Origin of the sequence: Curtobacterium sp. MCBA15_004, from assembly GCF_001865055.2 — a bacterium.
Classification (GTDB): Bacteria; Actinomycetota; Actinomycetes; order Actinomycetales; family Microbacteriaceae; genus Curtobacterium.
Genome location: NZ_CP126266.1, coordinates 3368638 through 3393573 on the forward strand (window position 1 = coordinate 3368638; position 24936 = coordinate 3393573).

A 24936-nucleotide genomic window follows, 5' to 3' on the forward strand; every position below is an offset into this window, starting at 1 on the left:
CGCCTCCGAGCGTCCACGCCCGGAGCCGGCCCCCGAGCACGTTCCGCACCGGGTCCGCCCCGGCACGGTCGGCGCCGGGACCTCACCCGTGCGGGAGCACGGATCGCGTCACTGCTGGTGGTACGGCGCCACGACCACTTCTACTCGCTGGAACTCCTTGACGTCGGAGTACCCGGTCGTGGCCATCGACCGACGGAGCGCGCCGACCAGGTTGGCCCGGCCGTCCCACGACGGGGTGGGGCCGTTGAGGATGTTCTCGAGCGGGGCGATCTGCCCGACCTCGACGCGGCGGCCGCGGGGCAGCTCGAGGTGGTGCGCCTCGGCACCCCAGTGGAAGCCGCCACCCGGAGCCTCGGTCGCGCGGGCGAGGGCGGTGCCGAGCATGACCGCGTCGGCGCCGACCGCGATCGCCTTGACGATGTCGCCCGCGGTGTCGAGACCGCCGTCGGCGATGACGTGCACGTAGCGGCCGCCGGACTCGTCCAGGTAGTCACGACGGGCACCCGCGACGTCGGCCACCGCTGTCGCCATCGGCGCGTGGATGCCGAGCGCGGCACGCGTGGTCGAGGCCGCGCCGCCGCCGAAGCCGACGAGCACGCCCGCGGCACCGGTGCGCATGAGGTGCAGCGCCGACGTGTACGTCGAGGCACCGCCGACGATCACCGGGACGTCGAGCTCGTAGATGAACTTCTTGAGGTTGAGCGGCTCCTGGTTCTGGGAGACGTGCTCCGCCGAGACCGTGGTGCCGCGGATGACGAACAGGTCGACACCGGCGTCGACGACCGTCTGCGAGAACTCCTGCGTGCGCTGCGGGCTGAGCGACCCTGCGACCGGGACCCCGGCGGCACGGATCTCGGCCAGGCGTGCGGTGATCAGCTCGGCCTTGACGGGCTCCGAGTAGATCTCCTGCATGCGCTTGGTGACGTTGCCGTCGGTGAGGGTCTTGATCTCCTCGTAGTACGGCGTCGGGTCCTCGTAGCGGGTCCACAGGCCCTCGAGGTCGAGCACGCCGAGGATCCCGAGCTTGCCCATCTGGATCACCGTGGCCGGCGAGGACACGGAGTCCATCGGCGCGGAGAGGATCGGCGACGCGAAGGTGAAGGCGTCGATCGACCACTGCACGCTCACGTCGTGCGGGTCGCGGGTGCGCCGCGAGGGGACCACCGCGATGTCGTCGAACGCGTACGCCCGACTGCCGCGCTTGCCAGCACCGATCTCGACTTCAGTCACCGGGCAAGCCTAGCGGGCGGGGTGTCGCGGTGGCACGGGTGGACGGTGCAGGACGGCCGCCTCGCAGGGACCGGTCAGCGCCGGGGACGACCGCTCGGCCGACCGCGGCGCCGACGCAGCACCCGGAGCACGAGGCCGAGCAGCACCGCGAACACCACGAGGACGACCAGGAGCGCGGCCGCGGCCTTGACGAGCAGGGCCGCCCCGACGAAGAGCGCCGCGAACACCACCCACACCAGGGCGTCGAGCACGAGGGGGCCGGGGCTGCGCACCCGCGTCACGCTAGCCGACGGGCGGGGGCGGGTCGCGCCTCCCGGCCGGTCCGAGGCACGACGCGCGTCGACGTGGCGGGGGCGGGGCACGCCTCCAGACCGACCTTCCGGCCACGGGGCGGAGGCGACCCACCGTCGCACCAGCCGGGCCCGGCGACCGGGCTCGGAGCGGGTACAGGACGGGGCCGCGCGGCGCATCAGCAGCCAGCGCGGCCCCGTCGGTGCGGATCCCGCCCCCACAGCGGTACCCGCGGGTCGACCGGGTGCTAGCGCGCCCCGTCGACGTCCTTGGCGAGCGTCCCCAGGTAGAGCTCGATGACCTTCGGGTCGTCGGCGAGCTCCCGCCCGGTGCCCGAGTACGCGTTCTTCCCCTGGTCGAGCACGTACCCACGATCGCAGATCTGCAGACAACGCCGGGCGTTCTGCTCGACCATGATGATCGAGACCCCGGCCTTGTTGATGCGTCGCGTCCGGATGAAGGTCTCGTCCTGCCGCACCGGCGACAGGCCGGCGCTCGGCTCGTCGAGGAGCAGCACCTTCGGGTCCATCATCAGCGCACGCGCCATCGCGACCGACTGCCGCTCACCACCGGAGAGCGACCCGGCGCGCTGGTTGCGCCGCTGGCCGAGGACCGGGAACAGGTCGTAGATGACCTCGAGCCGCTCGGCGAACTTCTTCGGGCGCAGGTACAGGCCCATCTGCAGGTTCTCCTCGATGGACAGCGAGGGGAAGACGTTGTTCGTCTGCGGGACGAAGCCGACGCCGGCCTGCACGAGCTTGTTCGCCTTGAGGTTCGTGATGTCCTCGCCCTGGAGCGTGACGGCGCCCTCGCGGACGTTCACCAGGCCGAACAGCGCCTTGAGGAGCGTCGACTTGCCGGCACCGTTCGGGCCGATGATGCCGATGAGCTCGCCCGGGTAGCAGTCGAGGTCGCAGCCGTTGAGGATGTTCACGCCCGGCAGGTAGCCCGCGACGAGGTTCTTGGCGCTGAGGACCGGTTCGCGGTCCAGGGTCGCGGTCGCGCTGGTCGTGCCGGTCGCGTTCGTCGCGCTCGTCGCGCTCGTCGCGCTCGTCGCGCTCGTCGCGCCGGTCGCGCTCGTCGCGCCGGTCGCGTTCGTCGCGTCCGGACTGGAGGCGCGGCTCGCGTCCGCTGCGTTCGGTGCGTCGGTCATCGGGTCGCCTCCTGCTCGTCCTGCTCGCGGTGGCCTGCCGCCGCGTCTTCTTCCGCGACCTCGTCGGCGAGCTCCTCGTAGGTCTCCTCGGTGAGGAGCGAGTCGTCGCCCAGGTCGGTGTCGTGGTGGGCGCCGAGGTACGCGTCGATGACGGCCTGGTCGTCCATCACCGTGTCGGCCGGCCCCTCGGCGACGACCTTGCCCTCGGCCATCACGACGACCCAGTCCGAGATGTGCCGGACCATGTGCATGTCGTGCTCGACGAAGAGCACCGTCATGCCGTCGTCGCGCAGGGACTTGATGTGCCCGAGCAGCGACTGGGTCAGCGCCGGGTTCACGCCGGCCATCGGCTCGTCGAGCATGATCATGCGCGGGTCGGACATGAGCGCCCGGGCCATCTCGAGGAGCTTCCGCTGGCCGCCCGAGAGCGAACCGGCGTAGTCGTCCTTCTTCTCGAGGAGCTTGAAGCGGGCGAGGAGTTCCTCGGCCTTGGCCGTGATCTCCTGCTCGCGCTTCGACCAGAGGGGCTTCACGAGGGCGGCGAAGAAGTTCTCGCCCGGCTGGTCCCGCGCGCCGAGGAGCATGTTCTGCATCACGGTCAGGCGGCTCAGGGCCTTCGTGAGCTGGAACGTGCGGACCATGCCCTTGTTCGCGATGTGCGTGGCGCTCGTCTTCTGCAGGGTCGCCCCGTCGAAGGTGGTCCGCGCGCCGGGGGTCGGCTTGTCGAACCCGGTGAGCAGGTTGAAGAACGTGGTCTTGCCGGCACCGTTCGGACCGATCAGGGCGGTGATGGAGCCGCGCTGGACCTCGAGGTGGTCGACGTCGACCGCGGTCATGCCGCCGAAGTGCCGGGTGACCCCGTCCACCGTCAGGATCGGGTCGGTCTTGCTGTGGGCGTACGTCTCAGACACTGAACGTCAGCTCCTTCTTGTTGCCGAGGAGTCCCTGTGGACGGAACACGATGAGGAGCATGAGCGCGACGCCGACGAGCACGTACGAGAACTGCTCGGCCTGCTGGGCGTTCATGATCGAGTCCGGGATGAAGTCGCCCGCGAGGGTGCGGATGAACAGGCGGACGACGAAGAACAGCACGGAGCCGAGCACCGGACCGAACACCGTCGCGGCACCGCCGAGGATGAGCGCCGTCCAGATGAAGAACGTCATCGAGCGGCCCATCGCGTCCGGCTGCACCGAGCTCGGCAGGACGTAGATCACCCCGGCGAGCGCACCGAGCGCGCCACCGAACACGAGCGCCTGCATCTTGTACGAGTAGACGTTCTTGCCGAGGGAGCGCACGGCGTCCTCGTCCTCGCGGATGGCCTTCACCACGCGGCCCCACGGGCTGCGCATGAGCAGGAACAGCACGAGCGTGAACAGGGCGACGAGGCCCCACGCCGCGATGCGGATCCACCAGCCGTTGACGCCGTTGTTCGAGTACGTGAACCAGAGGATCGACGTGGTGCCGTCGGGCAGCGGGCTGAGCGCGTTGAACGGGTCGCGGTAGGCCGAGCCGGCGATGCCGTTCGAGCCACCGGTCGTCGTGGTGAGCAGGCTGGAGCGTCCGACCATGCGGATGATCTCGGCGCCGGAGATCGTCACGATCGCCAGGTAGTCACCACGCAACCGCAGGGTCGGGACACCGAGGATCACCGCGAAGACGATCGCCACGGCGAGCGCGACGAGGACGGCCACCACGAAGGGCAGTCCGTTCGTGATCGAGATCGCGAACCCGTAGGCACCGAGCAGCAGGAACGCCGCCTGGCCCATGTTGATCAGGCCCGTGAGGCCGAAGTGCACGTTGAGGCCGATCGCCGCGAGGGCGAACGCCGCCGTGGTCGGCGCGAGGGCCTCCTGCGTCAGCGAGCTGAGCAGGTTCAGGATGTAGTCCATGTCGGTGCTCCCTTAGCCGATGCGCTCGGCGCGGCCGAAGATGCCCTGCGGCCGGAACAGCAGGATGAGGATGAGGATCACGAGGGCCGTGGCGTACTTGAAGTCGCCCGGCAGCACGAGGTTCGTGAGCTCGACGATGATGCCGATGATCATCGAGCCGACCAGGGCGCCGTACGCGGTGCCGAGGCCGCCGAGGGTGACGGACGCGAACATGAGCAGCAGCAGCTGGAGACCGGTCTGCCAGTTCACGCCGTTGAGCACGAGGCCGAGCATCACGCCGGACAGGCCGGCGAGGCCCGCCGCGAGCGTCCACACGAAGCGGATGACGCGGTCGACGTCGATGCCCGAGGCCGCGGCGAGCGCGGGGTTGTCCGACACCGCGCGCGTGGCACGACCGAAGCGGGTCTTCGCGAGGAAGAGCCCGGTGCCGACGAGCACGACGAGCGCGACCGCCATCGCGACGTAGGACTGCACCGTCAGGGTGAGCCCGGCGAACGTCACCGTCTCGGGGTTGCCCTGCTGGATGCGGACGGTCGAGGCGCCGAACAGGTACTGGAAGGCGTACTGCGCGGCGATCGACAGACCGATCGTCACGATCATGAGCTGCGTCAGGCTGATCCGCTTGCGCCGCAGGGGCTTCCAGATCGCGGCGTCCTGCAGGTACCCGGTCGCGGCGCAGAGCAGCGTCACCACGATGCCGGTCAGCCAGATGTTCCACCCGAGCTGGTTCGCGAAGACGTAGGCCAGGAGCCCGCCGAGGGTGACCTGCTCGCCGTGCGAGAAGCTCGACAGGCCGGTGGTGCCGTAGATGAGCGAGAGGCCGACCGACGCCAGCGCGATGAGGAGCCCGAGGCGGATGCCGGAGGCGAACTGCTGCCAGGCCCGCGCGGGCGTCACGCTCGACGTGTCGGTGTCGGTCGTCGCGCCCTTCTGGTCGGAGAGCTGGAAGATCTGCCCGACGTTGGCGTTCAGCGTGGCGTTCACCTTGCGCTCGGCGTCCGCGGCGTTCGTCAGGTACTGGCCCTTCGGCAGCGAGGACTGGTCGACGCTCACCGTGTACTGCCCGGCGGTCGTGACGCTCACCGACCACCGACCGGTGGCGTCGGTCGTCGCGGTCTGGTCGAAGGACGCGGGTCCGGCGACCTCGACGTCGATGCCCTTCGCCGGCTTGCGCTCGGAGTCCAGGATCGTGCCGCGGATGCAGCCGTTGGTGGGGCTGACCGTGCAGGGCCCGGTGGCCGCCGTCCCGCCGGCCGGGCTGGTGCCGGCCGGGCTGCTGCTGGCGGACGGACTGCTCGTCACCGCGTCGGCTGCGGGCGACAGTGCCCAGTCGACCGCGAAGGTGGCGAGGAAGGCGAGGAAGAGCACGGCGGCGAGGACCAGGCGGCTGCGGCCTGGAGCCCCGCGGCGGAATCGGCGCATGAGCGCAGACCCCGGCGGAGTGATGGAACCCACGGATGAGCCTCTCGTTCGGATAGTCGAGGACCCTAGGGATTTTTTGTGTCCCCCGTGTTTCCGTCACGTCTCCTGCACAAATCGTGCTGCATTCGTGACCGATCCCCTGTCGATCCGCATGAATCCGCCCGTCCGGCCGGTACAGCGGTCGACGCGAGAGGTGTCCAGTGCCCTCCGGGAGGGGTCACGACGCACCATCCCAGCGGTCCCCCAGCGTGGATCTGCTCAGGCGCAGGAATGGCGCCTCGCCCGGGCGCGTTACCATTGCCCATCGGGAACCCGACGGTGCGTTGCCGGTGCAGCAGACCACTTCACCTCGCCCACGAAGGGGACCCATGGACCAGCCGGATCCGTTCGGATTCATCGGACTCACGTACGACGACGTCATGCTCCTCCCCGGGCACACCGACGTCATCCCGAGCGAGGCGTCCACCACGTCCCGGCTCACCAAGCGCATCTCGGTCGCCGTCCCGCTGCTGTCCGCGGCGATGGACACCGTGACCGAGGCCCGCATGGCCATCGCCATGGCGCGCCAGGGCGGCATCGGCATCCTGCACCGCAACATGTCGATCGAGGACCAGGCGGCCTACGTCGACAAGGTCAAGCGGTCCGAGTCGGGCATGATCACGAACCCCGTGACGACCCGTCCCGACGCGACCGTCGCCGAGGTCGACGCCGTGTGCGGGCAGTTCCGCGTCTCCGGCCTGCCGGTCGTCGAGGAGGACGGCACGCTCGTCGGCATCATCACCAACCGCGACATGCGCTTCGTCGCCCCGTTCGAGATGGGCACCACGCTCGTCCGCGACGTCATGACGAAGGCCCCGCTCATCACGGCGTCCGAGGGCATCGACCCCGAGGACGCGGTCGCGATCTTCGCGCAGCACAAGATCGAGAAGCTGCCCCTCGTCGACGAGTCCGGCCGCCTGACCGGGCTCATCACGGTCAAGGACTTCGACAAGAGCGAGAAGTACCCGGACTCCACCAAGGACGACGAGGGCCGACTGCGCGTCGGTGCCGCGATCGGCTTCTTCGGTGACGCCTGGCAGCGCGCCGAGGCCCTGCGCGACGCGGGTGTCGACGTGCTCGTGGTGGACACCGCGAACGGCGAGAGCGAGGGCGTGCTCGACATGGTCCGTCGCCTGAAGGCGGACCCGTCGTTCGCCGGCATCGACGTGATCGGCGGCAACGTCGCGACCCGTCAGGGCGCCCAGGCGCTCATCGACGCGGGCGTCGACGCGGTCAAGGTCGGCGTCGGCCCCGGCTCGATCTGCACGACCCGCGTGGTCGCCGGCGTCGGCGTCCCGCAGGTCACCGCGGTCTACGAGGCGTCGCTCGCGGCCCGCGAGGCCGGCGTCCCGGTCATCGCCGACGGCGGCCTGCAGTACTCGGGTGACATCGCCAAGGCGCTCGTCGCCGGCGCGGACACCGTGATGCTCGGCTCGCTCCTCGCCGGCACCGACGAGTCCCCGGGCGACCTGGTGTTCGTCGGCGGCAAGCAGTACAAGGCGTACCGCGGCATGGGCTCCCTGGGCGCCCTGCAGACCCGCGGCGAGAAGACCTCGTACTCGAAGGACCGCTACTTCCAGGCCGACGTCCCCTCGGACGAGAAGCTCATCCCCGAGGGCATCGAGGGCCAGGTGCCCTACCGCGGCTCGGTGGCGAACGCCGTCTACCAGCTCGTCGGCGGGCTGCGGCAGTCGATGTTCTACGTCGGCGGCCGGACCGTGCCCGAGCTCAAGGCCCGCGGCAAGTTCGTCCGCATCACGGCCGCGGGGCTCAAGGAGTCGCACCCGCACGACATCAAGATGGTCGTCGAGGCCCCGAACTACCGCGGCTGACCGACCCTCCCGCTCGTCCCCACGTCGGCGGTTCCCCGCAGCGCCACCCCGCTGCGAGGAGCCGCCGACGTGCTGTTCCCGGGGACGTTCCGGCACGGCCGTCGAGGTCCGCGTCCACCGGACAGGACCGGTCCTCCCCGGCCAGCGGCGGGCCCGAGACCGTCCGGACGGACTCCTCATCAGGGGTTCCCGGGCGGCCGCTCAGATGAGTCACGGGTCTGTAACGAAACGTCCAGGGGAGGATCTCGGACACACACGCGAAACACATCGGCCCTAGTTTTCTCGGCAACCCACGCAGAGGACACTGCGCTCGACCCGATGCGGTCAGGCCTCCGCGCAGAGAAAGGGCTCCACGGATGATCAGAACCACCCGTGCCACCACGGCACTGGCAGTGGCGGGAGCGGCAGCGCTCCTCCTCGCCGCGTGTTCCACCAGCGGCAGCGCCGAGTCCACGTCCTCGGCCTCGGCCGGCGGGGCGAAGAAGGACCCGGCGGCGAGCTGCAAGGCTCCCGCCACCCCGGGTACCGACGCGCTCAAGATCGGCACGATCCTGCCGCTCACGGGGACGCTCTCGTACCTCAACCCGCCCGCGGAGTCCGGGGTCGGCCTGGCCGTCGAGGACATCAACGCCGCCGGCGGCGTGCTCGACAAGGACGTCAGCATCGACCCGGCGACCGACTCGGGTGACAGCAACGACATGACCGTGTCGAGCTCGGCCGCGACGAAGCTCGTCAACGCCAAGGTCCCGGTCGTCATCGGTGCGGAGTCGTCCAGCGTCACGCTGAACGTCATCGACCAGCTGACGAGCAGCTGCATCGTGCAGATCTCCCCGGCGAACACCGCGACCTCGCTGTCCGGCTACTCGTCGCACTACTTCCGGACCGCTCCGCCGGACTCGGTGCAGGGTTCGGCGCTCGGCCAGCTCATCACGGGTGACGGCAACGCCAAGGTCGCGTTCCTGGTCTTCAACGACACGTACGGCACCGGCCTGCGCGACACCGTCCAGAAGGCCATCGAGTCCTCGGGCGGCCAGGTCGTCTACGGCGGCAAGGGCAAGGGCCAGGAGTTCCCGCCCGGCCAGACGACGTTCTCGTCCGAGGTCACCGCGGCGCTCGCCACGAAGCCCGACGCGATCGTGGTCCTCGCCTTCGACGAGACGAAGTCGATCGTCCCCGAGCTCAAGTCGCAGAACGCCGACATGGCGAAGATCTACATGTCGGACGGCAACACGGCCGACTACTCGAAGGACTTCGACAAGGGCACGCTGGCGGGCGCGCAGGGCACCATCCCCGGCGCGAGCCCGAAGGACGAGCTGAAGCAGCGTCTGTCGGACTTCTACCAGAAGACCGCCGGCAAGCCGCTCGCCGACTACTCGTACGCCGCTGAGTCCTACGACGCCACCACCCTCGCCGCGCTGGCCGCGGTCGCGGGCAAGGGCACCGACTCCGGCACCATCCAGGCCAACATGGCCAAGGTGTCCGGTGCGGACGGCGGCACCGAGTGCTCGACCTTCGCGGACTGCAAGAAGCTGCTCGACTCCGGTCAGCAGATCCACTACACCGGCCCGTCCGGCATCGGTCCGTTCGACAAGAAGAACGACCCGTCGAGCGCCTACATCGGCATCTACAAGTTCGACGGCGACAACAAGCCCGTGTACCAGAGCGCCATCCAGGGCTCGGTCTCGAAGTAACCACTGCACGGCAGCGAGCACGACGGTCCCCCGCGGAACTCCCGCGGGGGACCGTCGCGTTCGCGGGGGTCGTCGCGTGCGCCGGGAGCGCTGTCACGCGCACGGGGCCGGGTCTCGCGTTCACCGAGCATCGTCGCGGTCGGGGAGACGACCCGCAGGGCCGGCCGGGAGGCGCGCCCCGCCCCCGTCAGGCCGGCTCGACCACCGCGGGTGCGAGCGCCCGGCGCCGCGCTGCCCGAGCGGCCACGAAGCCGTCGACGGTGAGCACCACGAGCGCGACCCACACGATCCCGAAGCCGATCCACCGTGCGGGCGGCATCGCCTCGTGCTGCACGACCACGCCGACCAGGAGCTGCATCACGGGCGCCAGGTACTGCGTCAACCCGAGCGTGGACAGGCTCACCCGCCGGGCCGAGGACGCGAAGAGCAGCAGGGGCACCGCGGTCGCCGGGCCGGTCAGCACCGTGACGACGGTGTGCCCCCAGCCCTCGCTCGCGACGGTCAGCCCGCCGCCGAGCCCGGTCACCCCGAGCACCACGAGCGTCCCGACCGCGATCGGCAGCAGCCACACCGTCTCGAGGGTCAGCCCGCTCAGTGCGTCCACCGTCCCGCCGACGCGCTTCTTCACCAGGCCGTACAGCCCGAACGAGAACGCGAGCACGAGCGAGATCCAGGGCACGTGCCCGTAGCCGATCGCGATGACGACGACCGCGACGACGCTGATGCCGACCGCGGTCCACTGCGCCGCACGCAGGCGTTCCCGCAGCACGACGACGCCGAGGGCGATCGTGACGAGCGGGTTGATGAAGTAGCCGAGCGCGGCCTCGACCGTGTGCCCGGTCGTCGTGGCCGCGACGTACACCGTCCAGTTCACCAGGATGAGCACCGCGGCGAGCCCCATCACGAGCATCACGCGACGCCGGGCGAGCAGGGAGCGGGTGCGCAGCCACGAGCGGGTGACCGCGATGGCGACGACGCAGAACAGCAGCCCGAAGACGATCCGCCAGGCGACGATCTCGAACGCGCCGGCCGGGGCCATCGCCGCGAACAGCAGCGGCATGAGCCCCCAGAGCCCGTACGCGACGATCGCCTGCACGACCCCGACGGTCGCCTCGCTGCGGGCCGGTCGGGCGGACGTCGGTTCACTCACGGAACCATCCTAGGAAGCCGGACCGACGCGGCGGACGGGCACCGCGCCTCCCGGCCGACGAGCCCCGGGACGCGACGCGACGCGGCGGACCGGCACCGCGCCTCCCGGCCGACCAGCGCCCGCGCCGCGACCGGCACTCGACCCGCGTGCGCCCCCGGGAACGCGAGAACGCCCCGCCGGCCGGAGCCGAGCGGGGCGTTCGTCAGGTGCTGGGTGTCAGCGCTCGATGACCGCGAGCACGTCGCGAGCCGAGAGGACCAGCAGGTCCTCGCCCGAGTACTTGACCTCGGTGCCGCCGTACTTCGAGTAGATGACCTTGTCGCCGACGGCGACGTCGAGCGGGATGCGGTTGCCGTTGTCGTCGATGCGACCCGGTCCGACGGCGACGACCTCGCCCTCCTGGGGCTTCTCCTTCGCGGTGTCCGGGATGACCAGACCGGAAGCGGTGGTCTGCTCCGCCTCGACCTGGCGGATGACGATGCGATCCTCGAGCGGCTTGATGGTGACGGCCACGGTGACCTCTTCTTTCTCGGTACTGACTCGGTACAGATGGGAACCGGGTTGGCACTACGCACAGGAGAGTGCCAACGCCAACTCTAGGGGCTGCCTGGCACTCGGTCAATCCGAGTGCCAGCACGTGTCGGGCCGTCCGGCGACCTGCGAGGATCGTCGGGTGGACGCCGCCGAACTCGCACAGCTGCTGACCCCCGCGGGGATGGCCCTGCTCGACCGTACCCCGAGCGTCTCCGACGGGGGCGAGATCGTCCGGGTGGTCTCGAGGCTGCGCGCCGAGGGCCACGACCCGGCCCTCGTCGCCGGGGTGCTCACGCAGGCGAAGCTCCGGCAGAAGGCCCGCGGCAAGTTCGGCGACTTCGCCGCGCGCATGCTCTTCACCGAGGCCGGCCTCGAGCAGGCGACCCGGCTGCAGGTCGCCGCGCAGCACGCCGGCCGGTTCGCCGCTGCGGGGCTGACCCGCGTGGCCGACCTCGGCTGCGGGATCGGCGGCGACGCCATGGCGATGGCGGCGCTCGACCTCGACGTCACCGCGGTCGACCGCGACGAGGTCACCGCGGCCGTCGCGACGCACAACCTCGCGCCGTGGCCGAACGCCCGGGTCGAGCTCGGCGACGCCGCGGCGTTCGACACCGCGCGCGTCGACGGTGTCTGGATGGACCCCGCCCGGCGGACGGCCGGTCACGCGAACACGAAGCGCCTGGCCGACCCGGACGACTGGTCGCCCTCGCTCGACACCGTGTTCGCGACCGCGACGACCACCCCGACGGGCGTCAAGCTCGGACCGGGCATCGACCGCGACCTCGTGCCGGACACCGCCGAGGCGCAGTGGGTGTCGGTCGACCGCGAGGTCGTCGAGCTCGTCCTGTGGTTCGGCCCCCTCGCGCGCCCGGGCGTCCGCCGGGCCGCGACGGTCATCGGCGCGCACGGCGTCGCCGAGCTGACCGGGGCGGCGGACGCCGAGGACGAGCCCGTCGGGCCGATCGGCGACTACCTGTACGAGCCGGACGGCGCCGTCATCCGCGCACGGCTCATCGGGGACCTGGCGCGCTCGATCGACGGCCGGATGCTGTCCGACGGCATCGCGTACGTCACGTCCGACCGGGCCGTGTCGACGCCCTTCGCGCAGGGGTTCCGGGTCCTCGACACGATGCCGCTCGACGTCAAGAAGCTGTCCGCGCGGCTCGCCGCCGACGACGTCGGCACGGTCGAGGTGAAGAAGCGCGGGGTCGACGTCGACCCGGCGCAGTTCCGGAAGCGGTTGCGGCTGCGCGGCCGGCGGTCGGTCACGCTCGTGCTCACCCGTCTGGAGGGACGGCACACCGCGGTCCTGTGCGAGCGCCTGGGCGACGTGGCGGCCTGAGCGCGGGGCGCCGTCGGCCCCCGGGGCGAGCCGGGCCGGACGGGTGCGTGGTCGCGCTGGGCTGCGCGCTGCGCGCTGCGCGCCAGTGCCGTGCGCCGGGGGCCGTGCGCCAGCGCCGGGGGCCATTCGCCGTGCGCTGTGCGCCGTGCGCGGGCGGACGCGGCGCCCCCGACGACGAGAGCACCCCGCGGGTCCCGCGGTGTGCTCTCGTCGTGGCTGCTGTGGTCGGCTCAGCCGATGAAGGCGCCCGAGTCGTAGTCGTAGCCGTACGGGTCGGAGTTCCCCGCCGTGATCCCGACGATGATGACGATCCCCACGATGAGCACGTACAGGCCGGTGAGGACCCAGCCACCGATGATGCCGGCGAGCGCGAGCCCCCGGCCAGCCTCACCGGTCTGCTTGATCTTGCCGAGGGCGATGTGCCCCATGATCGCGCCGGCCGGGCTGGTCAGGATGACGAGCGGCCAGATGATGATGCCGGCGTAGGCGAACACGATCGACAGGATCGCGAGCGTGTTCGTCTTCGGACGCTGGGCGTACGGCTGGTAGCCCGTCGAGGCGTACGGCGCCGCGTACGGGTTCGCCGACTGCTGCGCGTACGGGTTCTGCCCGTACGCGTTCGACGGCTGCTGCCCGTACGGGTTCGACGGCTGCTGGCCGGAGGGGTTCTGGGACGCGTACGGGGACTGGCCCGCCGCGGGCGCCTGGCCCGGCTGCTGCGACGGCGCGGCGTAGGGGTTCTGCCCCTGCGGCGCGCCGTACGGGTTCTGCTGCTGGCCGGGCGCCTGGTGCCCTGCCCCCGGGTACTGCTGCTGCGAGGGCGCGGCGTACGGGTTCTGCTGCTGGCCGGGCTGGCCCTGGTGCTGGCCGGCGGCCTGCTGACCGGTGCCCGGGTACTGCTGCTGCTGCTGCTGGGCACCGTACGGCTCGTGCGACGACTGCTGCCCCCCGGCACCCTGTGCCGACGATCCCTGGCCGGACTCCGCCCACGGGTCCGCGCTGCCGGGCGTCGTCGCACCGTGTGACTGCGCGCCCTGCTGTGCGTCGTCGGAGCCCCGCTGCTCGCCCGGCTTCGGCCACTGGTTCTGATCGGACACCGTTCCACCCCTCTCGACGCCCCGGTCGGTCGGCGCCTCACTGGATCCTCCCACAGACCGTCCCACCCGGTGCTGGAGGGGCGGCCCGGTCAGACCTGGACGGTCGTCACCGGCAGGGTCGAGTCGGCCGCGAGCCCGAGGTCGCTCGGCGCGTGCCCCTCGGCGACCAGGCGTGCGCCCACCGCGGCGATCATCGCGCCGTTGTCGGTGCACAGGTCGAACGGCGGGATCCGCAGCGCGACCCCGGCGGCGGCGCAGCGTTCCTCGGCCACGGCCCGGAGCCGCGCGTTCGCGACCACGCCGCCGCCGAGCAGCAGCCGGTCCACGCCGGTGTCCCGGCACGCGGCGAGCGCCTTCGTCAGGAGCACGTCGACCACGGCCTCGCGGAAGCTCGCGGCGACGTCGGCGACCGGGACCTCGCGGCCCTCGTCGCGGCACTTCTCCACCCAGCGCGCCACGGCCGTCTTGAGCCCCGAGAACGAGAAGTCGTAGCGGTGCGCGGCCATGTCCTTCGGCAGGGTCAGCCCGCGGGGGAACCGGATCGCCGTCGGGTCGCCCTCGGCCGCCGCACGGTCGATCTGCGGGCCGCCGGGGTACGGCAGGCCGAGGAGCCGCGCGACCTTGTCGAACGCCTCGCCCGCGGCGTCGTCGATCGTCTCGCCGAGGAGCTCGACGTCGCCGACCAGGTCGCGCACGAGCAGCAGCGAGGTGTGCCCGCCGGACACGAGGAGCGCCACCGTCGGCAGCTCGATCGCGGAACCGTCGGCGCGCAGGACGTCCGCACCCACGTGCCCGACGAGGTGGTTCACGCCGTACAGCGGCTTCCCCGTCGCGACCGCGAGGGCCTTCGCCGCTCCGACGCCGACCATGAGGGCGCCCGCGAGGCCCGGGCCCGCGGTGACCGCGACCGCGTCGAGTTCGTCGAGCGTCACGCCCGCGCGGTCGAGCGCCTCGTGCAGGGTGGGCGTCATCGCCTCGAGGTGCGCCCTGGCGGCGACCTCGGGCACGACACCGCCGTACCGGGCGTGCTCGTCCATGCTCGACGCGATGACGTTGGCGAGCAGCGTGGTCCCGCGGACGATCCCCACGCCGGTCTCGTCACAGCTCGTCTCGATGCCCAGCACCAGGGGTTCAGCCGCGCTCATCGAGGGTCTCCTGTCCGACGGGTCCGACGGTCGACGTGGTGGGAGCGGCGGCGGGCAGTTCCGCGCGCATCACCCAGGCGTCGACGCCGTCGGGTTGGTAGTAGCGGGGGCGCACGGCGATCCGTTCGAAGCCGGCCGCCGTGTACATGGCCTGGGCCACGGGGTTGTCGGCGCGGACCTCGAGGAACACCTCGTGCACGCCGCGACGCCGTGCCTCGTCGAGCAGCTCCGTGAAGAGCGCCTTCCCGACGCCCCTCCCCCGCTGCTCGGCCGCGACGGCGATGGTCTGCACGTCGGCGACGGGGTTCCCCGCGAGCGAGGACAGGCCGCCGTAGCCGACGATCGACGGAGCCCCGTCGTCGGTGGTCTCCACGACGACGTAGTACCCGTGCGGGGACCACAGCTCACCGGACATCTGCGATGCCGACCACGCGTCCGTCGGGAACGAGACCCGCTCGAGCCACATCACGTCGTCGAGGTCCTGCGGCACCGCCCGGCGCATCCGCAGCCCGTCGGGCAGGGACGGTGCGCTCACCGGACCACCCGCTTCGGGGCCCCCGGCATCGTCACGTCGGGGTCGCGCAGGTACAGCGGGCTGTCGTCGGCGAAGGGCGCGCCGGAGGCGAGCCGGTCCGCGGCGAGCGCCCCGAGCCTCCAGGCCGGGATGGTCGCGACGGTCACGCGGTCCCAGCCCACCGCATCCGGACGGGAGGCGCGGATCGCCTCGTCCAGGTCGGCGGGCCTGGCGAGTCCCGGCCCCGCGACGCGCGTGCCGGTCCGGTCGTAGGCGCTCCAGTAGACCTCGCGCCGGCGCGCGTCCGTCAGGACGACGAACGGCCCGTCCTGCTCCTCGTCGGCCGCGACCGCGTCGTGGCTGACGAGCGGGAGGACGGGGACGCCGCGTGCCGCGGCGAAGGTGCGCGCGGCGGCGATGCCGACGCGCAGGCCGGTGAAGGGCCCGGGCCCCATGCCGGCGACCACGCCGGTGACGTCGGCACCGGTGATGCCGGCCTCGGCGAGGACCTCGGCGAGGAACGGGCCGACGACCTCGGCGTGCCGGCGGGAGTCGTCGGTGCTGCGCTCGGCGACCGCGCGGCCGGAGGCGGGGTCGACGACGGCGACCGAGGTGCCGGCGGACGTGTCGATGGCGAGGAGCACGCGTCCATCGTAGGCGCGTCGGAACGCGCGGGATCTTTCCCCCTTGCCCCGTGAACTGATGTTCAGTACGTTGCACATCAGACACCTCGATGGAAGGAGACTCATGAAGAACGTGAAGCCTGCCACCGCAGCGACACTCACCGCGATCATCGCCGCGACGGTCCTCGTGCCGACAGCGGGTGCTTCCGCTCAGACCGGACCCTCGACTCCGGCGATGCAGCATGCCGCGACGAGCCCGACCCTGAACGGCACTGGCGAAGGACAGGATCCCCGTGGCGTCGGCGGAGTGGCGAAGGCCCTCTACGCGGGTTTCAAGGCGGCAACTTCCCCACGCGACGCGGCGAAGGTCCTCTCGTGGGCGAGCGTCGTGGGGCGGTCATCGTTGCCGAACGGCGAGACGGCCGACCTCGAAGCCGACTACTTCGACCGCTGACCCGGGGTGGCGCTCTGTGTGCGGAGCGCCACCCCCGCCGGAGGAATCATGAAGAGACGGATGCTCTGTGCAGCCTCTGCCGTGGTCGTCAGCAGCTACACGCTGCTCGCCCTCGTCCTCGCGGGCCCGGTCACTCCGATCAGTTTCGCGCTCGCGCCCATCGCACATCGCATCGAACCCTGGTTCTCGCAGAGCTGGCAGCTCTTCGCCCCCGATCCGATCAGCGAGGAGCGAGGAGTCCTCGCCCGGCTCGCCTGCCGACGCGGAAACACCGAGTTCACCGACATCACGACCCCGGCGATCGTCAGGTCCAACTCGAGAAGGGTCTTCCCGTCGAGGGAGAGCCGGATCGTGAGCAACCTCCTCGTCCAACGGTTCATGCAAGACCCCGTCAGCCAACGCCTCGCGGAGAAGGACATCGATCGCCCGCGCGAGCTCACCGAGGTGGCCCGCAAGGCGGAACGGGACGCCGAACAGACATTGGCCCGCTACGCCGCACACCGGGTGGGTTGCGCCGACGGTTCGCAGGCCTCGGCGGCCCAGTTCCGGTACGTGTTCCACCGGTTCCCTGGCTGGTCCAGACGGACTGCGGAGGACGACCAGGAGAACACGCGCGTGGAGGAATCCGGATGGGTCGTGCTGCAGTGACCGCGATCGTCGATCGCATTGTCCGTTGGTTGAGTGACCGACCGCATTCGCCCACTGCGGTTTGTCTCCTCAGGGCCACGGTCGGTCTCGTCTCCGTGGCGTTCTACGTCACGGGATACGCTGAGCGGCGCTTCTTGTTCGGACCGGACGGCCTGTACGGCGCGGACATGACACGTGCCATCCTCGCCGAACGCGGCGCAGTCAGCCTGTACATGGTGAGCGATTCCCCAGCCTGGTTCGAGGCCGTCTTCCACACAGGTCTTGCGCTCGCCGTCCTGGTCACGGTCGGCGTCGGTGGTCGCGTCTTGCTCGGATTGCACGGCGCCTTCATCTGGTCGTTGTACATGACGAATCCCACGCTCATGGACGGCGGAGACAACCTCGTCGTCCTGGTGATCCCCTTCCTCCTGCTCACCAGGTGCTACGACCGGATCGCGGTGCCATCGAAGCCGAGGCGCGGCGCGCCCACGATCGGGACATCCGTCGCCCACAACACCGGGCTGCTCCTCATCGCCGCGCAGGTCTGCATCGTCTACCTCCTCGCCGGTCTCTACAAGGTCCAGGGCCAGCTGTGGCAAGACGGCACAGCGCTGTACTACATCCTCCGAGTCCCAGAGTTCTTCTGGCCGGAGGTCACTCCGCTCCTCTTCCACTTCGGTTGGGCCCTCGTCGTTGCCGCTTACGCGACCGTGCTGGTGTCCGTCTTCTTCCCCGCTTTCGTACTGTTCCGGGCCGGGCGGCCGATCGCCGTCTCCGCGATGGTCGTGTTCCATGCCGGGATAGCGCTGCTCATGAACCTCACGTCGTTCGCACTCGTGATGATCGCCCTCGACCTCGTCTTCGTCGATGCACATGCCGAGCGGATGGCCCGCCGGGCCGGGCTGGTGGTTCGAACAGCCACGCGCGCGGTCACGCGGACGATCAGGAAGGTGCACCGTGAACCTGTTCCGTCGTTCGAGGAATGACACAGGGGCCTGGATCGCCGGCAAGGTGGACGCGACCGGTCATCTGGAGATGCTGCGCGACCACGTCGAGCCGTACGCTCCCGAGCGCCTGGTCGAGTGGGGCAGCATCACGAAGGCGGTCACGGCGACCGCCGTGCGGATCGCTGTCGACCGGGGTCTGATCGAGGACGGCCACGAGGTCGTTCGGGTGGTCCCCCGACTGACGGGAGCGCACTTCTCCGTCGACGAGGTTCTCCGTCATCGTTCGGGCCTGCCTCGCATGGCCCACCCGATCAGAGCGTTCTTCCAGCGCGACCCGTACGCCGACGTGGTCGGACGCCGCCTCGACCCGGCGGTCGTGACGCCGTTGCTCCGCCGAGGCGACCTCCTCTACTCCAACCTCGGGTACGCCGTCCTCGGCGAGGTCCTCGACGAGGTGACCGGCGACTGGTGGGCGTGGGCCACCGACGAAGTCCTCCGCCCAGCGGGAGTCAAGACCGCGGTACTCCACCCTCCGCCGAGGGATCGCGTGCTGCCGCGGGACCGCGGCGGCCGCGCACTCACGCCATGGTCCGTCGGTGCGGGACCGTACGCCGCAGCCGGCGGTGTCTGGTCGACGTTCGACGACCTGTGCTCGTTCCTCAGCACCGCGTTGCTGACCTCGGGGACGCCGCCCGGCTGGCAACGAGCGCCGGGAGCCGACGTGATCAACGGCGCGACCCGCCACAGCCGAGCGTGCGCGATCAGACCGCTCGACGGGACTCAAGTCGTGGTCGCTCATGGCCTCGGTCTCGGTACGCGGCTGGAGCGGATGACGGTGGAACTCCTGAAGGAGATGCGCTCCGGAGGCACGCACCGTCCCTGAACCGCGGGCGTCCTCGTGGCGATGACGAGCGGACGTCCCCCGGAGTGGGGTACGTCACGGTGCTGTCGAGAACGGCGTGTCGACCGACAAGCCACCCTGCGGGCCGTCGGGTCGGCCCGCAGGGTGCGGTGATCCACGGAAGGCCCGCACCCAGGAAGGGTCCGTCATGCGCAACCGTACCGTCCGGGTGGTCCTCACCACCGCCCTCCTCGCCTCGGCGCTCGTCGCCGCTCCCCTCGCCCAGGCGCCCGACCACGCGGAGGCGGCCACGCCGCCGAAGCGCGCCGGCACGTTCGTCCAGACGTTCCGCGAGGACTTCACCACCCCGGCGGCGGCGAACGGCCGGTTCGCTGCGCGGTACCAGGACTCCTGGCAGCCCTACCCCGACGGCATGGGCGACGGGAAGTACTGGTCCGGCTCGCAGGTGAGCGCGCACGACGGCGTGCTCGACGTCACGCTGAGCGGGTCGCGCGGTGCCGCCGGCACGTTCGGCACGAAGCGCGGAGCCTGGTCGAACGTCGGCGGCTCGTTCAGCGTGCGGGCGAAGGCGGTCGGCGCGGACGGGAACGGCGCGGCGTTCATCCTGTGGCCGACGTCGAACGTCTGGTCCGAGGGCGAGCTCGACTTCCCCGAGGGCGACTTCGACGCGGAGCCGTGGGCCCACCACCACTCGATGACCCCGGGCAACGAGGTCCAGGCCGTCAGCGCCGGCACCGGCGTCTCGTGGCGGCAGTGGCACACCTACACGATCCAGTGGATCCCGGGGAAGAGCGTCACGTACCTCGTCGACGGTCGGGTGCTGCAGACCGTGACCCGCGACGTGCCGACGACGCCGCACCGCTTCATGTTCCAGACCGGGAACTGGGGCAAGGCGGGGCACCTCACCATCGACTGGGTGTCGATGTCGGCCTACCGCCCCTAGGCGCCGACGCGGCACCGGTCCCCGGCGCCCGGGGTCATGCCCCGGGCGCCGGGGGCACGGCGGTCAGAGCGTGGTGTCCGCCCACCGGGCACCGGTCGCGGTGACGACCACGCGACGCGGCTCGTCGGGCACGTCGTCCGGGTCGGTGGCCTCGGCCTCGGGTCCGTCGTGGCCGGCCGGGGCCGCTCCGCCGGTGGCCCGGGTGATCTCGATTTCGAGCACCGCGTCCGAGACGCCGTCGACGAAGCCGCGCCCCCACTCGACCACGACGATCGAGCCGTCCCAGTCGAGGTCGAGGTCGTCGAGCTCGAGCGGGTCGGACAGTCGGTAGGCGTCCACGTGCACCAGGTCCGGGCCGGCCGTCGTCGGGTGGGTCCGGGCGAGCACGAACGTCGGGCTCGACACCTGGCCACGAGCGCCGAGTGCGGCGCCGAGGCCGCGCGTGAGGGTGGTCTTGCCCGCCCCGAGCGGTCCGGTCAGGACGACCAGGTCGCCGGCCCGGAGCACCGCGGCGAGCCGGGCACCGAGCGCGGTCGTCTCGTCGGTCGTCGAGACCGTGGTGTCGAGCAGGACGCGGGCAGCACCGTCGACGGCGGCGTCCTGCACGCCGTCGTCCGCGCGCTCGTCGGTCACGGCTGCTCCCCCCGCAGCCACGAGCCGACCCGGCCCTCGACCTCGTGACCCTCGTACTCGCGCGGCACCCGGGCACCGATGCGGCAGGTGATCTCCTCACCGATGGTGCCGAGCGCCTCGCCCCACTCGATGACGGTCATCTCGTCGTGCTCCCCCGTGCCGAAGAGCACGACGGTGTCCCCGACGCGCACGTCGTCGTCGCCGACGTCGACGAGGAACTGGTCCATCGCGACGCGACCGGCGACCGGGTACCGGCGGCCGGCGATCGTCACCTCGACCCGCCCCTGGGCGCGACGCGGCACCCCGTCGGCGTACCCGACCGGGACGAGCGCCAGCGTGGTCTCCCGCGCGGTGCGGTAGGTGTAGTCGTAGGAGACGCCGGTGTCGACCGGGACGCGCTTGGTCTTCGCGACCGAGGCCGTCAGGGTCATCACCGGCTCGAGCCCGAGGTCGGCCGCCGAGACGCCGTCCGCGCCGGGGATGCCGAACAGGTTCGCCCCCATCCGGACCATGTCCTTGCGGAACTCCTTGCGCTCGAGCCCGGCCAGGGACGCGGCGACGTGCTCGAACGGCACGTCGAGCCCGAGGTCCTCGGCCTGTGCGACCGCGGCGTCGAAGACCGCGACGGCCGCGCTGTCGTCGTCGTCCGACGACTCGGCGAGGTGCGTGTACGCGGCGACGACCTCGATGCGACCGGCACGCTGCGCGTCGACGGCGAGCGCGACGAGCGCGGGCCAGGCGTCCGGGGTCGCACCGTCGCGGTGCAGGCCGGAGTCGACCCCGAGGTGGACCCGGGCCGGACGCTGGTCGACGGCGTCGACGACCCGCTGGAGCTCGGCCGCGTTCGAGACGCCGAGGTCCACCGCGGAGTCGATCGCGTCGCGGAAGTCGAGTGCGGGGTCGTGCTGCCACGTGAACAGGTGGACGTCCTCGCCGACGCCGATCGCGCGCAGGCGCAGCGCGTCGGGGACCGTGAGCACGCCGATCCACCGGACACCGGCGTCGACGGCCGCGAGGGCGATCGGTTCGAGGCCGTGCCCGTAGGCGTCGGCCTTCATGATCGCCATCACCTCGACCGGCTCCATCCAGCCCCGGACCAGGTCGAGGTTCGAGCGGTAGGCGTCGAGGTCGATCCGGGCCCGTCGCAGCGGCGCGTTCACGTCGTCCTCCGTTCGACGCTGCGGCCGACCCGGGCGACCACCTCGTAGTTGATGGTGCCGATCGCGGTGGCCCACTCCTCGACCGCCGGGTCGCCGTCAGCCGGGTCGCCCCAGAGCACGACCTCGTCGCCGACCTGCACGTCCGCGTCGCCGATGTCGATGTGCATGGCGTTCATGGCCACGCGACCCACGACCGGGAACCGACGGTCACCGATGCGCACCGAGACGTGGTTGCCGAAGTCGCGGTCGAACCCGTCCGAGTAGCCGAGGCCGATCACCGCGAGGCGGGTGTCGGTCGCCGCCCGCCAGGTGTAGCCGTAGCTCACCCCGTCGCCCGCCGGCACCGGGACCGTCCGGAGCACCGCGGCGGTCACGCGCATGGCGGGGCGCAGGCCGAGGTCGGCCGAGGTCCGGTCGGCGAAGGGGCTCAGGCCGTACAGCGCGAGACCGACCCGGGCGGCGTCGTGCCGGGTCTCGGGGACGGCGATGCCCGCGGCACTCGCGGCCAGGTGCACCACGTCCGGGACGACACCGTTGGCCGCGAGTCCGTCGAGCGCGCGCCGCAGGGCGGCGTCCTGGTCGAGGTCGTCGGCGCGTGACGCGTTCGACAGGTGCGACATGAGTCCCTCGACCCGTGTCCGCCCGCCCTGCTGCCGGATCCGTCCCGCCACCGCGAAGAGCTCGGCCCACTCGGACTCGACCGCACCGTTCCGGCTCAGCCCGGTGTCGACGCACAGGTGCACGGCGGGGACCTCGGAGTCGGCTGCGGCGGCGAGCTGCTCGACGCTCGACACCGCGGGGGTGACGTCGTACTGTGCCGCGCGCCGGAAGTCCTCGTCGGGGGCGTGCAACCACGCGAGGATCCGCACGTGCCGGTCGACCCCGGCCTGGCGGAGCGCGATGCCCTCGTCGAGGTCGGCGACGCCGAGCCACTCCGCGCCCGCGTCGACGAAGGCCCGCGCGGCGTCGAGGGCCCCGTGGCCGTAGCCGTTCGCCTTGACGACCGCGATGACCCCCGCCGGTGCGACCCGGTCGGCGACGGTCGCGTAGTTGGCGATGAGCGCCTCGCGGGAGACCGTGATGCCCGTGTACGCGCTCATGCGCCCTTCCCTTCGATGACGACGAACGCCGTCGCGATCCCGCCGTCGTGCGAGAGCGACAGGTGCACCGATGCGACGCCCCGGTCGTCCGCGACGCGCTGGGCGCCCTCGTGCAGGGTGAGCGACGGGTTCCGCTGGTCGTCCGCGACGACCTCGAGCTCCTGCCAGCTCAGCCCCGCGCTCGACCCGAAGGCCTTGATGAGCGCTTCCTTGGCGGCGAACCGCGCGGCCAGCGAGGTCACCGACCGGGGTTCACCGTCGCGCAGCAGTTCGGCCGGGGTGAACAGCCGCGCCCGGAGCGCGGGGGTGCGGTCGAGCACGCTCCGGAACCGCTCCGTGTCGACGACGTCGACCCCGATGCCGATGATCACCGCGACTACTCGACGGTGACCGACTTCGCGAGGTTCCGCGGCTGGTCGACGTCGAGCCCCTTGGCAGCGGCGAGCTCCATGCCGAACATGTGCAGCGGCGCCACGGCGAGCAGCGGCTCGAACAGCGGCGTCGCGAGCGGGATGCGCAGGACCTCGTCGGCGAAGGGCAGCACCGCGGCGTCGCCTTCCTCGGCGATCGCGATCACCCGGGCACCGCGGGCGCGGATCTCCTGGATGTTCGAGACGACCTTGGGGTGCAGCGAGCGCGGGTCGCGCGGCGACGGCACGATGACGAAGACGATCTGGCCGGGCTCGATCAGGGCGATCGGCCCGTGCTTGAGCTCGCCCGCAGCGAAGCCCTCGGCGTGGATGTACGCGAGCTCCTTGAGCTTGAGCGCACCCTCGAGCGCGATCGGGTAGCCGACGTGGCGACCGAGGAACAGCACGCTGCGGGTGTCCGCCATCCACTTCGCCAGCTCGGCGACCCCGGACGCGTCGTCGATGGTCTGCTGGAGCTTCGGCGCGAGGCCCTCGAGCTCGGCGACCTGCTCGGCGATCTCCTCGGTGGTGAGCGTCCCGCGCAGGGTCGCGAGGTGCAGCCCGAGCAGGTACAGCGCGACGCCCTGGGCGATGAAGGCCTTGGTCGACGCGACCGCGACCTCGGGACCGGCGTGCGTGTAGATCACGGCGTCGGACTCGCGCGGGATGGTCGCGCCCTGGGTGTTGCAGATCGAGAGCACCTGGGCGCCCTGCTCGCGGGCGTACTTGACGGCCATGAGCGTGTCCATGGTCTCGCCGGACTGGCTGATCGAGACCACGAGCGTGCGCCCGTCGAGCACGGGGCTGCGGTACCGGAACTCGTGCGCGAGCTCGACCTCGACCGGGATGCGGGCCCACTGCTCGATCGCGTACTTGCCGAGGATGCCGGCGTAGGCCGCGGTCCCGCAGGCGATGACGATGACGCGGTCCACCTGCTGCAGGCGGTCGGCGATCGGGTCGAGGTCGGTGAGGGTCACGGCGCCGTCGTGGACGCGGCCGAGCACGGTCTTGGCGACGGCCTCGGGCTCCTCGCTGATCTCCTTCGCCATGAACGAGCTCCAGCCGCCCTTGTCGGCGGCGCTGGCGTCCCAGGTGACCTCGAACTCGACGGGCGTCGCCGGGGAGCCGTCGAAGCCGATGACCTCGACCCCACCGGGCCGGATCGTGGCGATCTCGTCCTGGCCGATCGCGAGCGCGCGCTGCGTGTACGCGACGAACGCGGCCACGTCGGAGCCCATGAAGTTCTCGCCGTCGCCGAGGCCGACCACGAGCGGGGAGTTGCGGCGGGCACCGACGACGACGCCCGGCTGCTCGGCGTGCACGACGAGGAGCGTGAAGGCGCCCTCGAGTCGCTGCACGACCTGCTGCATCGCGGTGGTCAGGTCGCCGGTCTCGCGGAACGCCCGGCCGACCAGGTGTGCCGCGACCTCGGTGTCGGTCTCGCTGCTGAAGGTCACGCCCTCGGCGAGGAGTTCGTCCTTCAGCGGCGCGAAGTTCTCGATGATGCCGTTGTGGATGAGGGCGAGCTTGCCGCCGTCGGCCAGGTGCGGGTGCGCGTTGCCGTCGGTGGGGCCGCCGTGCGTCGCCCAGCGGGTGTGGCCGATGCCCGTTCCGCCGTCGGCGATCGGGTGCTCGGCCAGGTCGTCGACCAGGGCCTGGAGCTTGCCGGCCTTCTTCGCCGAGGCGAGCTCGTGCCCGCCGTCGACGACGGCGATGCCCGCCGAGTCGTAGCCCCGGTACTCGAGCCGCCGCAGCCCACCGAGGAGGACCTCCTGGCTGCTCTTGTCACCGACGTAACCCACGATTCCACACATGCCGACGATCCTACGGTGTGTCCGGCCGCCCAC

The 24936-nt window shown here is 71.5% G+C and carries 25 protein-coding genes; 8 read left to right on the top strand and 17 right to left on the bottom strand.

The annotated features are described in order from the left end of the window. Positions 1-108 precede the first annotated feature (108 nt). The 6 genes from QOL16_RS15910 to QOL16_RS15935 all read right to left on the bottom strand — a co-directional run bounded on the left by QOL16_RS15910 (position 109) and on the right by QOL16_RS15935 (position 6019). Complete coding sequence (locus QOL16_RS15910; RefSeq protein WP_065964410.1) at positions 109-1230, bottom strand: GuaB3 family IMP dehydrogenase-related protein; 1122 nt, start codon at positions 1228-1230, stop codon at positions 109-111. Positions 1231-1304: 74 nt separating this feature from the next. Further along, positions 1305-1502 carry a hypothetical protein gene (locus QOL16_RS15915; RefSeq protein WP_139266380.1) on the bottom strand — a complete coding sequence of 66 codons (198 nt, stop codon included), beginning with the start codon at positions 1500-1502 and terminating at the stop codon, positions 1305-1307. A gap of 266 nt (positions 1503-1768) precedes the next feature. Beyond that, complete coding sequence (locus QOL16_RS15920; RefSeq protein WP_254780238.1) at positions 1769-2674, bottom strand: ABC transporter ATP-binding protein; 906 nt, start codon at positions 2672-2674, stop codon at positions 1769-1771. Next, entirely contained in the window at positions 2671-3585 is a 915-nt protein-coding gene (locus tag QOL16_RS15925; protein WP_071284284.1) for an ABC transporter ATP-binding protein, read from the bottom strand. The genes QOL16_RS15920 and QOL16_RS15925 overlap by 4 nt, the downstream gene beginning before the upstream one ends. After that, complete coding sequence (locus tag QOL16_RS15930) at positions 3578-4564, bottom strand: branched-chain amino acid ABC transporter permease (protein WP_065959955.1); 987 nt, start codon at positions 4562-4564, stop codon at positions 3578-3580. The genes QOL16_RS15925 and QOL16_RS15930 overlap by 8 nt, the downstream gene beginning before the upstream one ends. A 12-nt stretch (positions 4565-4576) precedes the next feature. Continuing rightward, entirely contained in the window at positions 4577-6019 is a 1443-nt protein-coding gene (locus QOL16_RS15935; RefSeq protein WP_253181542.1) for a branched-chain amino acid ABC transporter permease, read from the bottom strand. A 335-nt stretch (positions 6020-6354) separates the two neighbouring features. On the opposite strand from QOL16_RS15935, the gene guaB reads away from it, so the two are divergent. Together guaB and QOL16_RS15945 are read left to right on the top strand one after the other, a co-directional pair. Beyond that, positions 6355-7857: an IMP dehydrogenase gene (gene guaB / locus QOL16_RS15940; protein ID WP_065959958.1), complete on the top strand. Its 1503-nt coding sequence runs from the start codon at positions 6355-6357 to the stop codon at positions 7855-7857. Between the two features lie 356 nt (positions 7858-8213). Beyond that, positions 8214-9548 carry an ABC transporter substrate-binding protein gene (locus tag QOL16_RS15945; protein ID WP_065959959.1) on the top strand — a complete coding sequence of 445 codons (1335 nt, stop codon included), beginning with the start codon at positions 8214-8216 and terminating at the stop codon, positions 9546-9548. A gap of 187 nt (positions 9549-9735) precedes the next feature. On the opposite strand, the gene rarD is transcribed toward QOL16_RS15945, so the two are convergent. Both rarD and groES read right to left on the bottom strand, forming a co-directional pair. Next, a complete protein-coding gene (gene rarD / locus QOL16_RS15950; protein WP_065959961.1) occupies positions 9736-10698 on the bottom strand; it encodes an EamA family transporter RarD in 963 nt (320 codons plus the stop codon). Positions 10699-10914: 216 nt separating this feature from the next. Then, on the bottom strand, positions 10915-11211 hold the full coding sequence (gene groES, locus QOL16_RS15955; RefSeq protein WP_065959962.1) for a co-chaperone GroES: 297 nt from the start codon (positions 11209-11211) through the stop codon (positions 10915-10917). Positions 11212-11371: 160 nt separating this feature from the next. Here groES and QOL16_RS15960 point away from each other — a divergent pair, with 160 nt between their 5' ends. Next, positions 11372-12574: a class I SAM-dependent methyltransferase gene (locus QOL16_RS15960; protein ID WP_065959964.1), complete on the top strand. Its 1203-nt coding sequence runs from the start codon at positions 11372-11374 to the stop codon at positions 12572-12574. Between the two features lie 230 nt (positions 12575-12804). Here QOL16_RS15960 and QOL16_RS15965 read toward each other — a convergent pair whose 3' ends face one another. From QOL16_RS15965 to tsaB, 4 genes are all read right to left on the bottom strand, one after another. Further along, complete coding sequence (locus tag QOL16_RS15965) at positions 12805-13671, bottom strand: DUF4190 domain-containing protein (RefSeq protein ID WP_083395002.1); 867 nt, start codon at positions 13669-13671, stop codon at positions 12805-12807. Positions 13672-13760: 89 nt separating this feature from the next. After that, complete coding sequence (gene tsaD, locus QOL16_RS15970; protein WP_065959966.1) at positions 13761-14816, bottom strand: tRNA (adenosine(37)-N6)-threonylcarbamoyltransferase complex transferase subunit TsaD; 1056 nt, start codon at positions 14814-14816, stop codon at positions 13761-13763. Continuing rightward, positions 14803-15351, bottom strand: coding sequence for a ribosomal protein S18-alanine N-acetyltransferase (gene rimI / locus QOL16_RS15975; protein ID WP_370692543.1), 549 nt, complete (start codon positions 15349-15351; stop codon positions 14803-14805). Before rimI ends, tsaD begins: the two co-directional genes overlap by 14 nt. Further along, positions 15348-15974: a tRNA (adenosine(37)-N6)-threonylcarbamoyltransferase complex dimerization subunit type 1 TsaB gene (gene tsaB, locus QOL16_RS15980; protein ID WP_071284287.1), complete on the bottom strand. Its 627-nt coding sequence runs from the start codon at positions 15972-15974 to the stop codon at positions 15348-15350. Before tsaB ends, rimI begins: the two co-directional genes overlap by 4 nt. A 103-nt stretch (positions 15975-16077) precedes the next feature. On the opposite strand from tsaB, the gene QOL16_RS15985 reads away from it, so the two are divergent. The 5 genes from QOL16_RS15985 to QOL16_RS16005 all read left to right on the top strand — a co-directional run bounded on the left by QOL16_RS15985 (position 16078) and on the right by QOL16_RS16005 (position 19786). After that, positions 16078-16407, top strand: a complete 330-nt coding sequence (locus QOL16_RS15985; protein WP_065959969.1) for a hypothetical protein — start codon at positions 16078-16080, stop codon at positions 16405-16407. An 81-nt stretch (positions 16408-16488) separates the two neighbouring features. Then, positions 16489-17055: a DUF5819 family protein gene (locus QOL16_RS15990; protein ID WP_071284290.1), complete on the top strand. Its 567-nt coding sequence runs from the start codon at positions 16489-16491 to the stop codon at positions 17053-17055. 95 nt (positions 17056-17150) lie between these two features. Then, a complete protein-coding gene (locus tag QOL16_RS15995; protein WP_175473080.1) occupies positions 17151-18020 on the top strand; it encodes an HTTM domain-containing protein in 870 nt (289 codons plus the stop codon). Further along, complete coding sequence (locus QOL16_RS16000; RefSeq protein WP_175473081.1) at positions 17992-18864, top strand: serine hydrolase; 873 nt, start codon at positions 17992-17994, stop codon at positions 18862-18864. The genes QOL16_RS15995 and QOL16_RS16000 overlap by 29 nt, the downstream gene beginning before the upstream one ends. A gap of 166 nt (positions 18865-19030) precedes the next feature. After that, positions 19031-19786, top strand: a complete 756-nt coding sequence (locus tag QOL16_RS16005) for a glycoside hydrolase family 16 protein (RefSeq protein ID WP_071246082.1) — start codon at positions 19031-19033, stop codon at positions 19784-19786. A 63-nt stretch (positions 19787-19849) separates the two neighbouring features. On the opposite strand, the gene tsaE is transcribed toward QOL16_RS16005, so the two are convergent. The 5 genes from tsaE to glmS are packed head-to-tail and all read right to left on the bottom strand — an operon-like array spanning position 19850 to position 24903. After that, positions 19850-20356: a tRNA (adenosine(37)-N6)-threonylcarbamoyltransferase complex ATPase subunit type 1 TsaE gene (gene tsaE / locus QOL16_RS16010; protein WP_071246242.1), complete on the bottom strand. Its 507-nt coding sequence runs from the start codon at positions 20354-20356 to the stop codon at positions 19850-19852. A 59-nt stretch (positions 20357-20415) separates the two neighbouring features. Then, entirely contained in the window at positions 20416-21579 is a 1164-nt protein-coding gene (gene alr, locus QOL16_RS16015) for an alanine racemase (protein ID WP_065959977.1), read from the bottom strand. Beyond that, positions 21576-22679, bottom strand: a complete 1104-nt coding sequence (gene alr / locus QOL16_RS16020; RefSeq protein WP_065959980.1) for an alanine racemase — start codon at positions 22677-22679, stop codon at positions 21576-21578. The genes alr (QOL16_RS16015) and alr (QOL16_RS16020) overlap by 4 nt, the downstream gene beginning before the upstream one ends. Next, entirely contained in the window at positions 22676-23050 is a 375-nt protein-coding gene (locus QOL16_RS16025) for a holo-ACP synthase (RefSeq protein WP_065959981.1), read from the bottom strand. Before QOL16_RS16025 ends, alr (QOL16_RS16020) begins: the two co-directional genes overlap by 4 nt. 5 nt (positions 23051-23055) lie before the next feature. Further along, positions 23056-24903: a glutamine--fructose-6-phosphate transaminase (isomerizing) gene (glmS, locus tag QOL16_RS16030; protein WP_065959984.1), complete on the bottom strand. Its 1848-nt coding sequence runs from the start codon at positions 24901-24903 to the stop codon at positions 23056-23058. Positions 24904-24936: the final 33 nt, after the last annotated feature.

Bases quoted from the DNA above. Each gene is read 5' to 3' on its own strand.
- QOL16_RS15920 (WP_254780238.1), bottom strand. From the start codon at position 2,674: ATGACCGACGCACCGAACGCAGCGGACGCGAGCCGCGCCTCCAGTCCG.
- QOL16_RS15930 (WP_065959955.1), bottom strand. From the start codon at position 4,564: ATGGACTACATCCTGAACCTGCTCAGCTCGCTGACGCAGGAGGCCCTC.
- guaB (WP_065959958.1), top strand. From the start codon at position 6,355: ATGGACCAGCCGGATCCGTTCGGATTCATCGGACTCACGTACGACGAC.
- QOL16_RS15945 (WP_065959959.1), top strand. From the start codon at position 8,214: ATGATCAGAACCACCCGTGCCACCACGGCACTGGCAGTGGCGGGAGCG.
- tsaD (WP_065959966.1), bottom strand. From the start codon at position 14,816: ATGAGCGCGGCTGAACCCCTGGTGCTGGGCATCGAGACGAGCTGTGAC.
- QOL16_RS15985 (WP_065959969.1), top strand. From the start codon at position 16,078: ATGAAGAACGTGAAGCCTGCCACCGCAGCGACACTCACCGCGATCATC.
- QOL16_RS16005 (WP_071246082.1), top strand. From the start codon at position 19,031: ATGCGCAACCGTACCGTCCGGGTGGTCCTCACCACCGCCCTCCTCGCC.
- alr (WP_065959980.1), bottom strand. From the start codon at position 22,679: ATGAGCGCGTACACGGGCATCACGGTCTCCCGCGAGGCGCTCATCGCC.
- glmS (WP_065959984.1), bottom strand. From the start codon at position 24,903: ATGTGTGGAATCGTGGGTTACGTCGGTGACAAGAGCAGCCAGGAGGTC.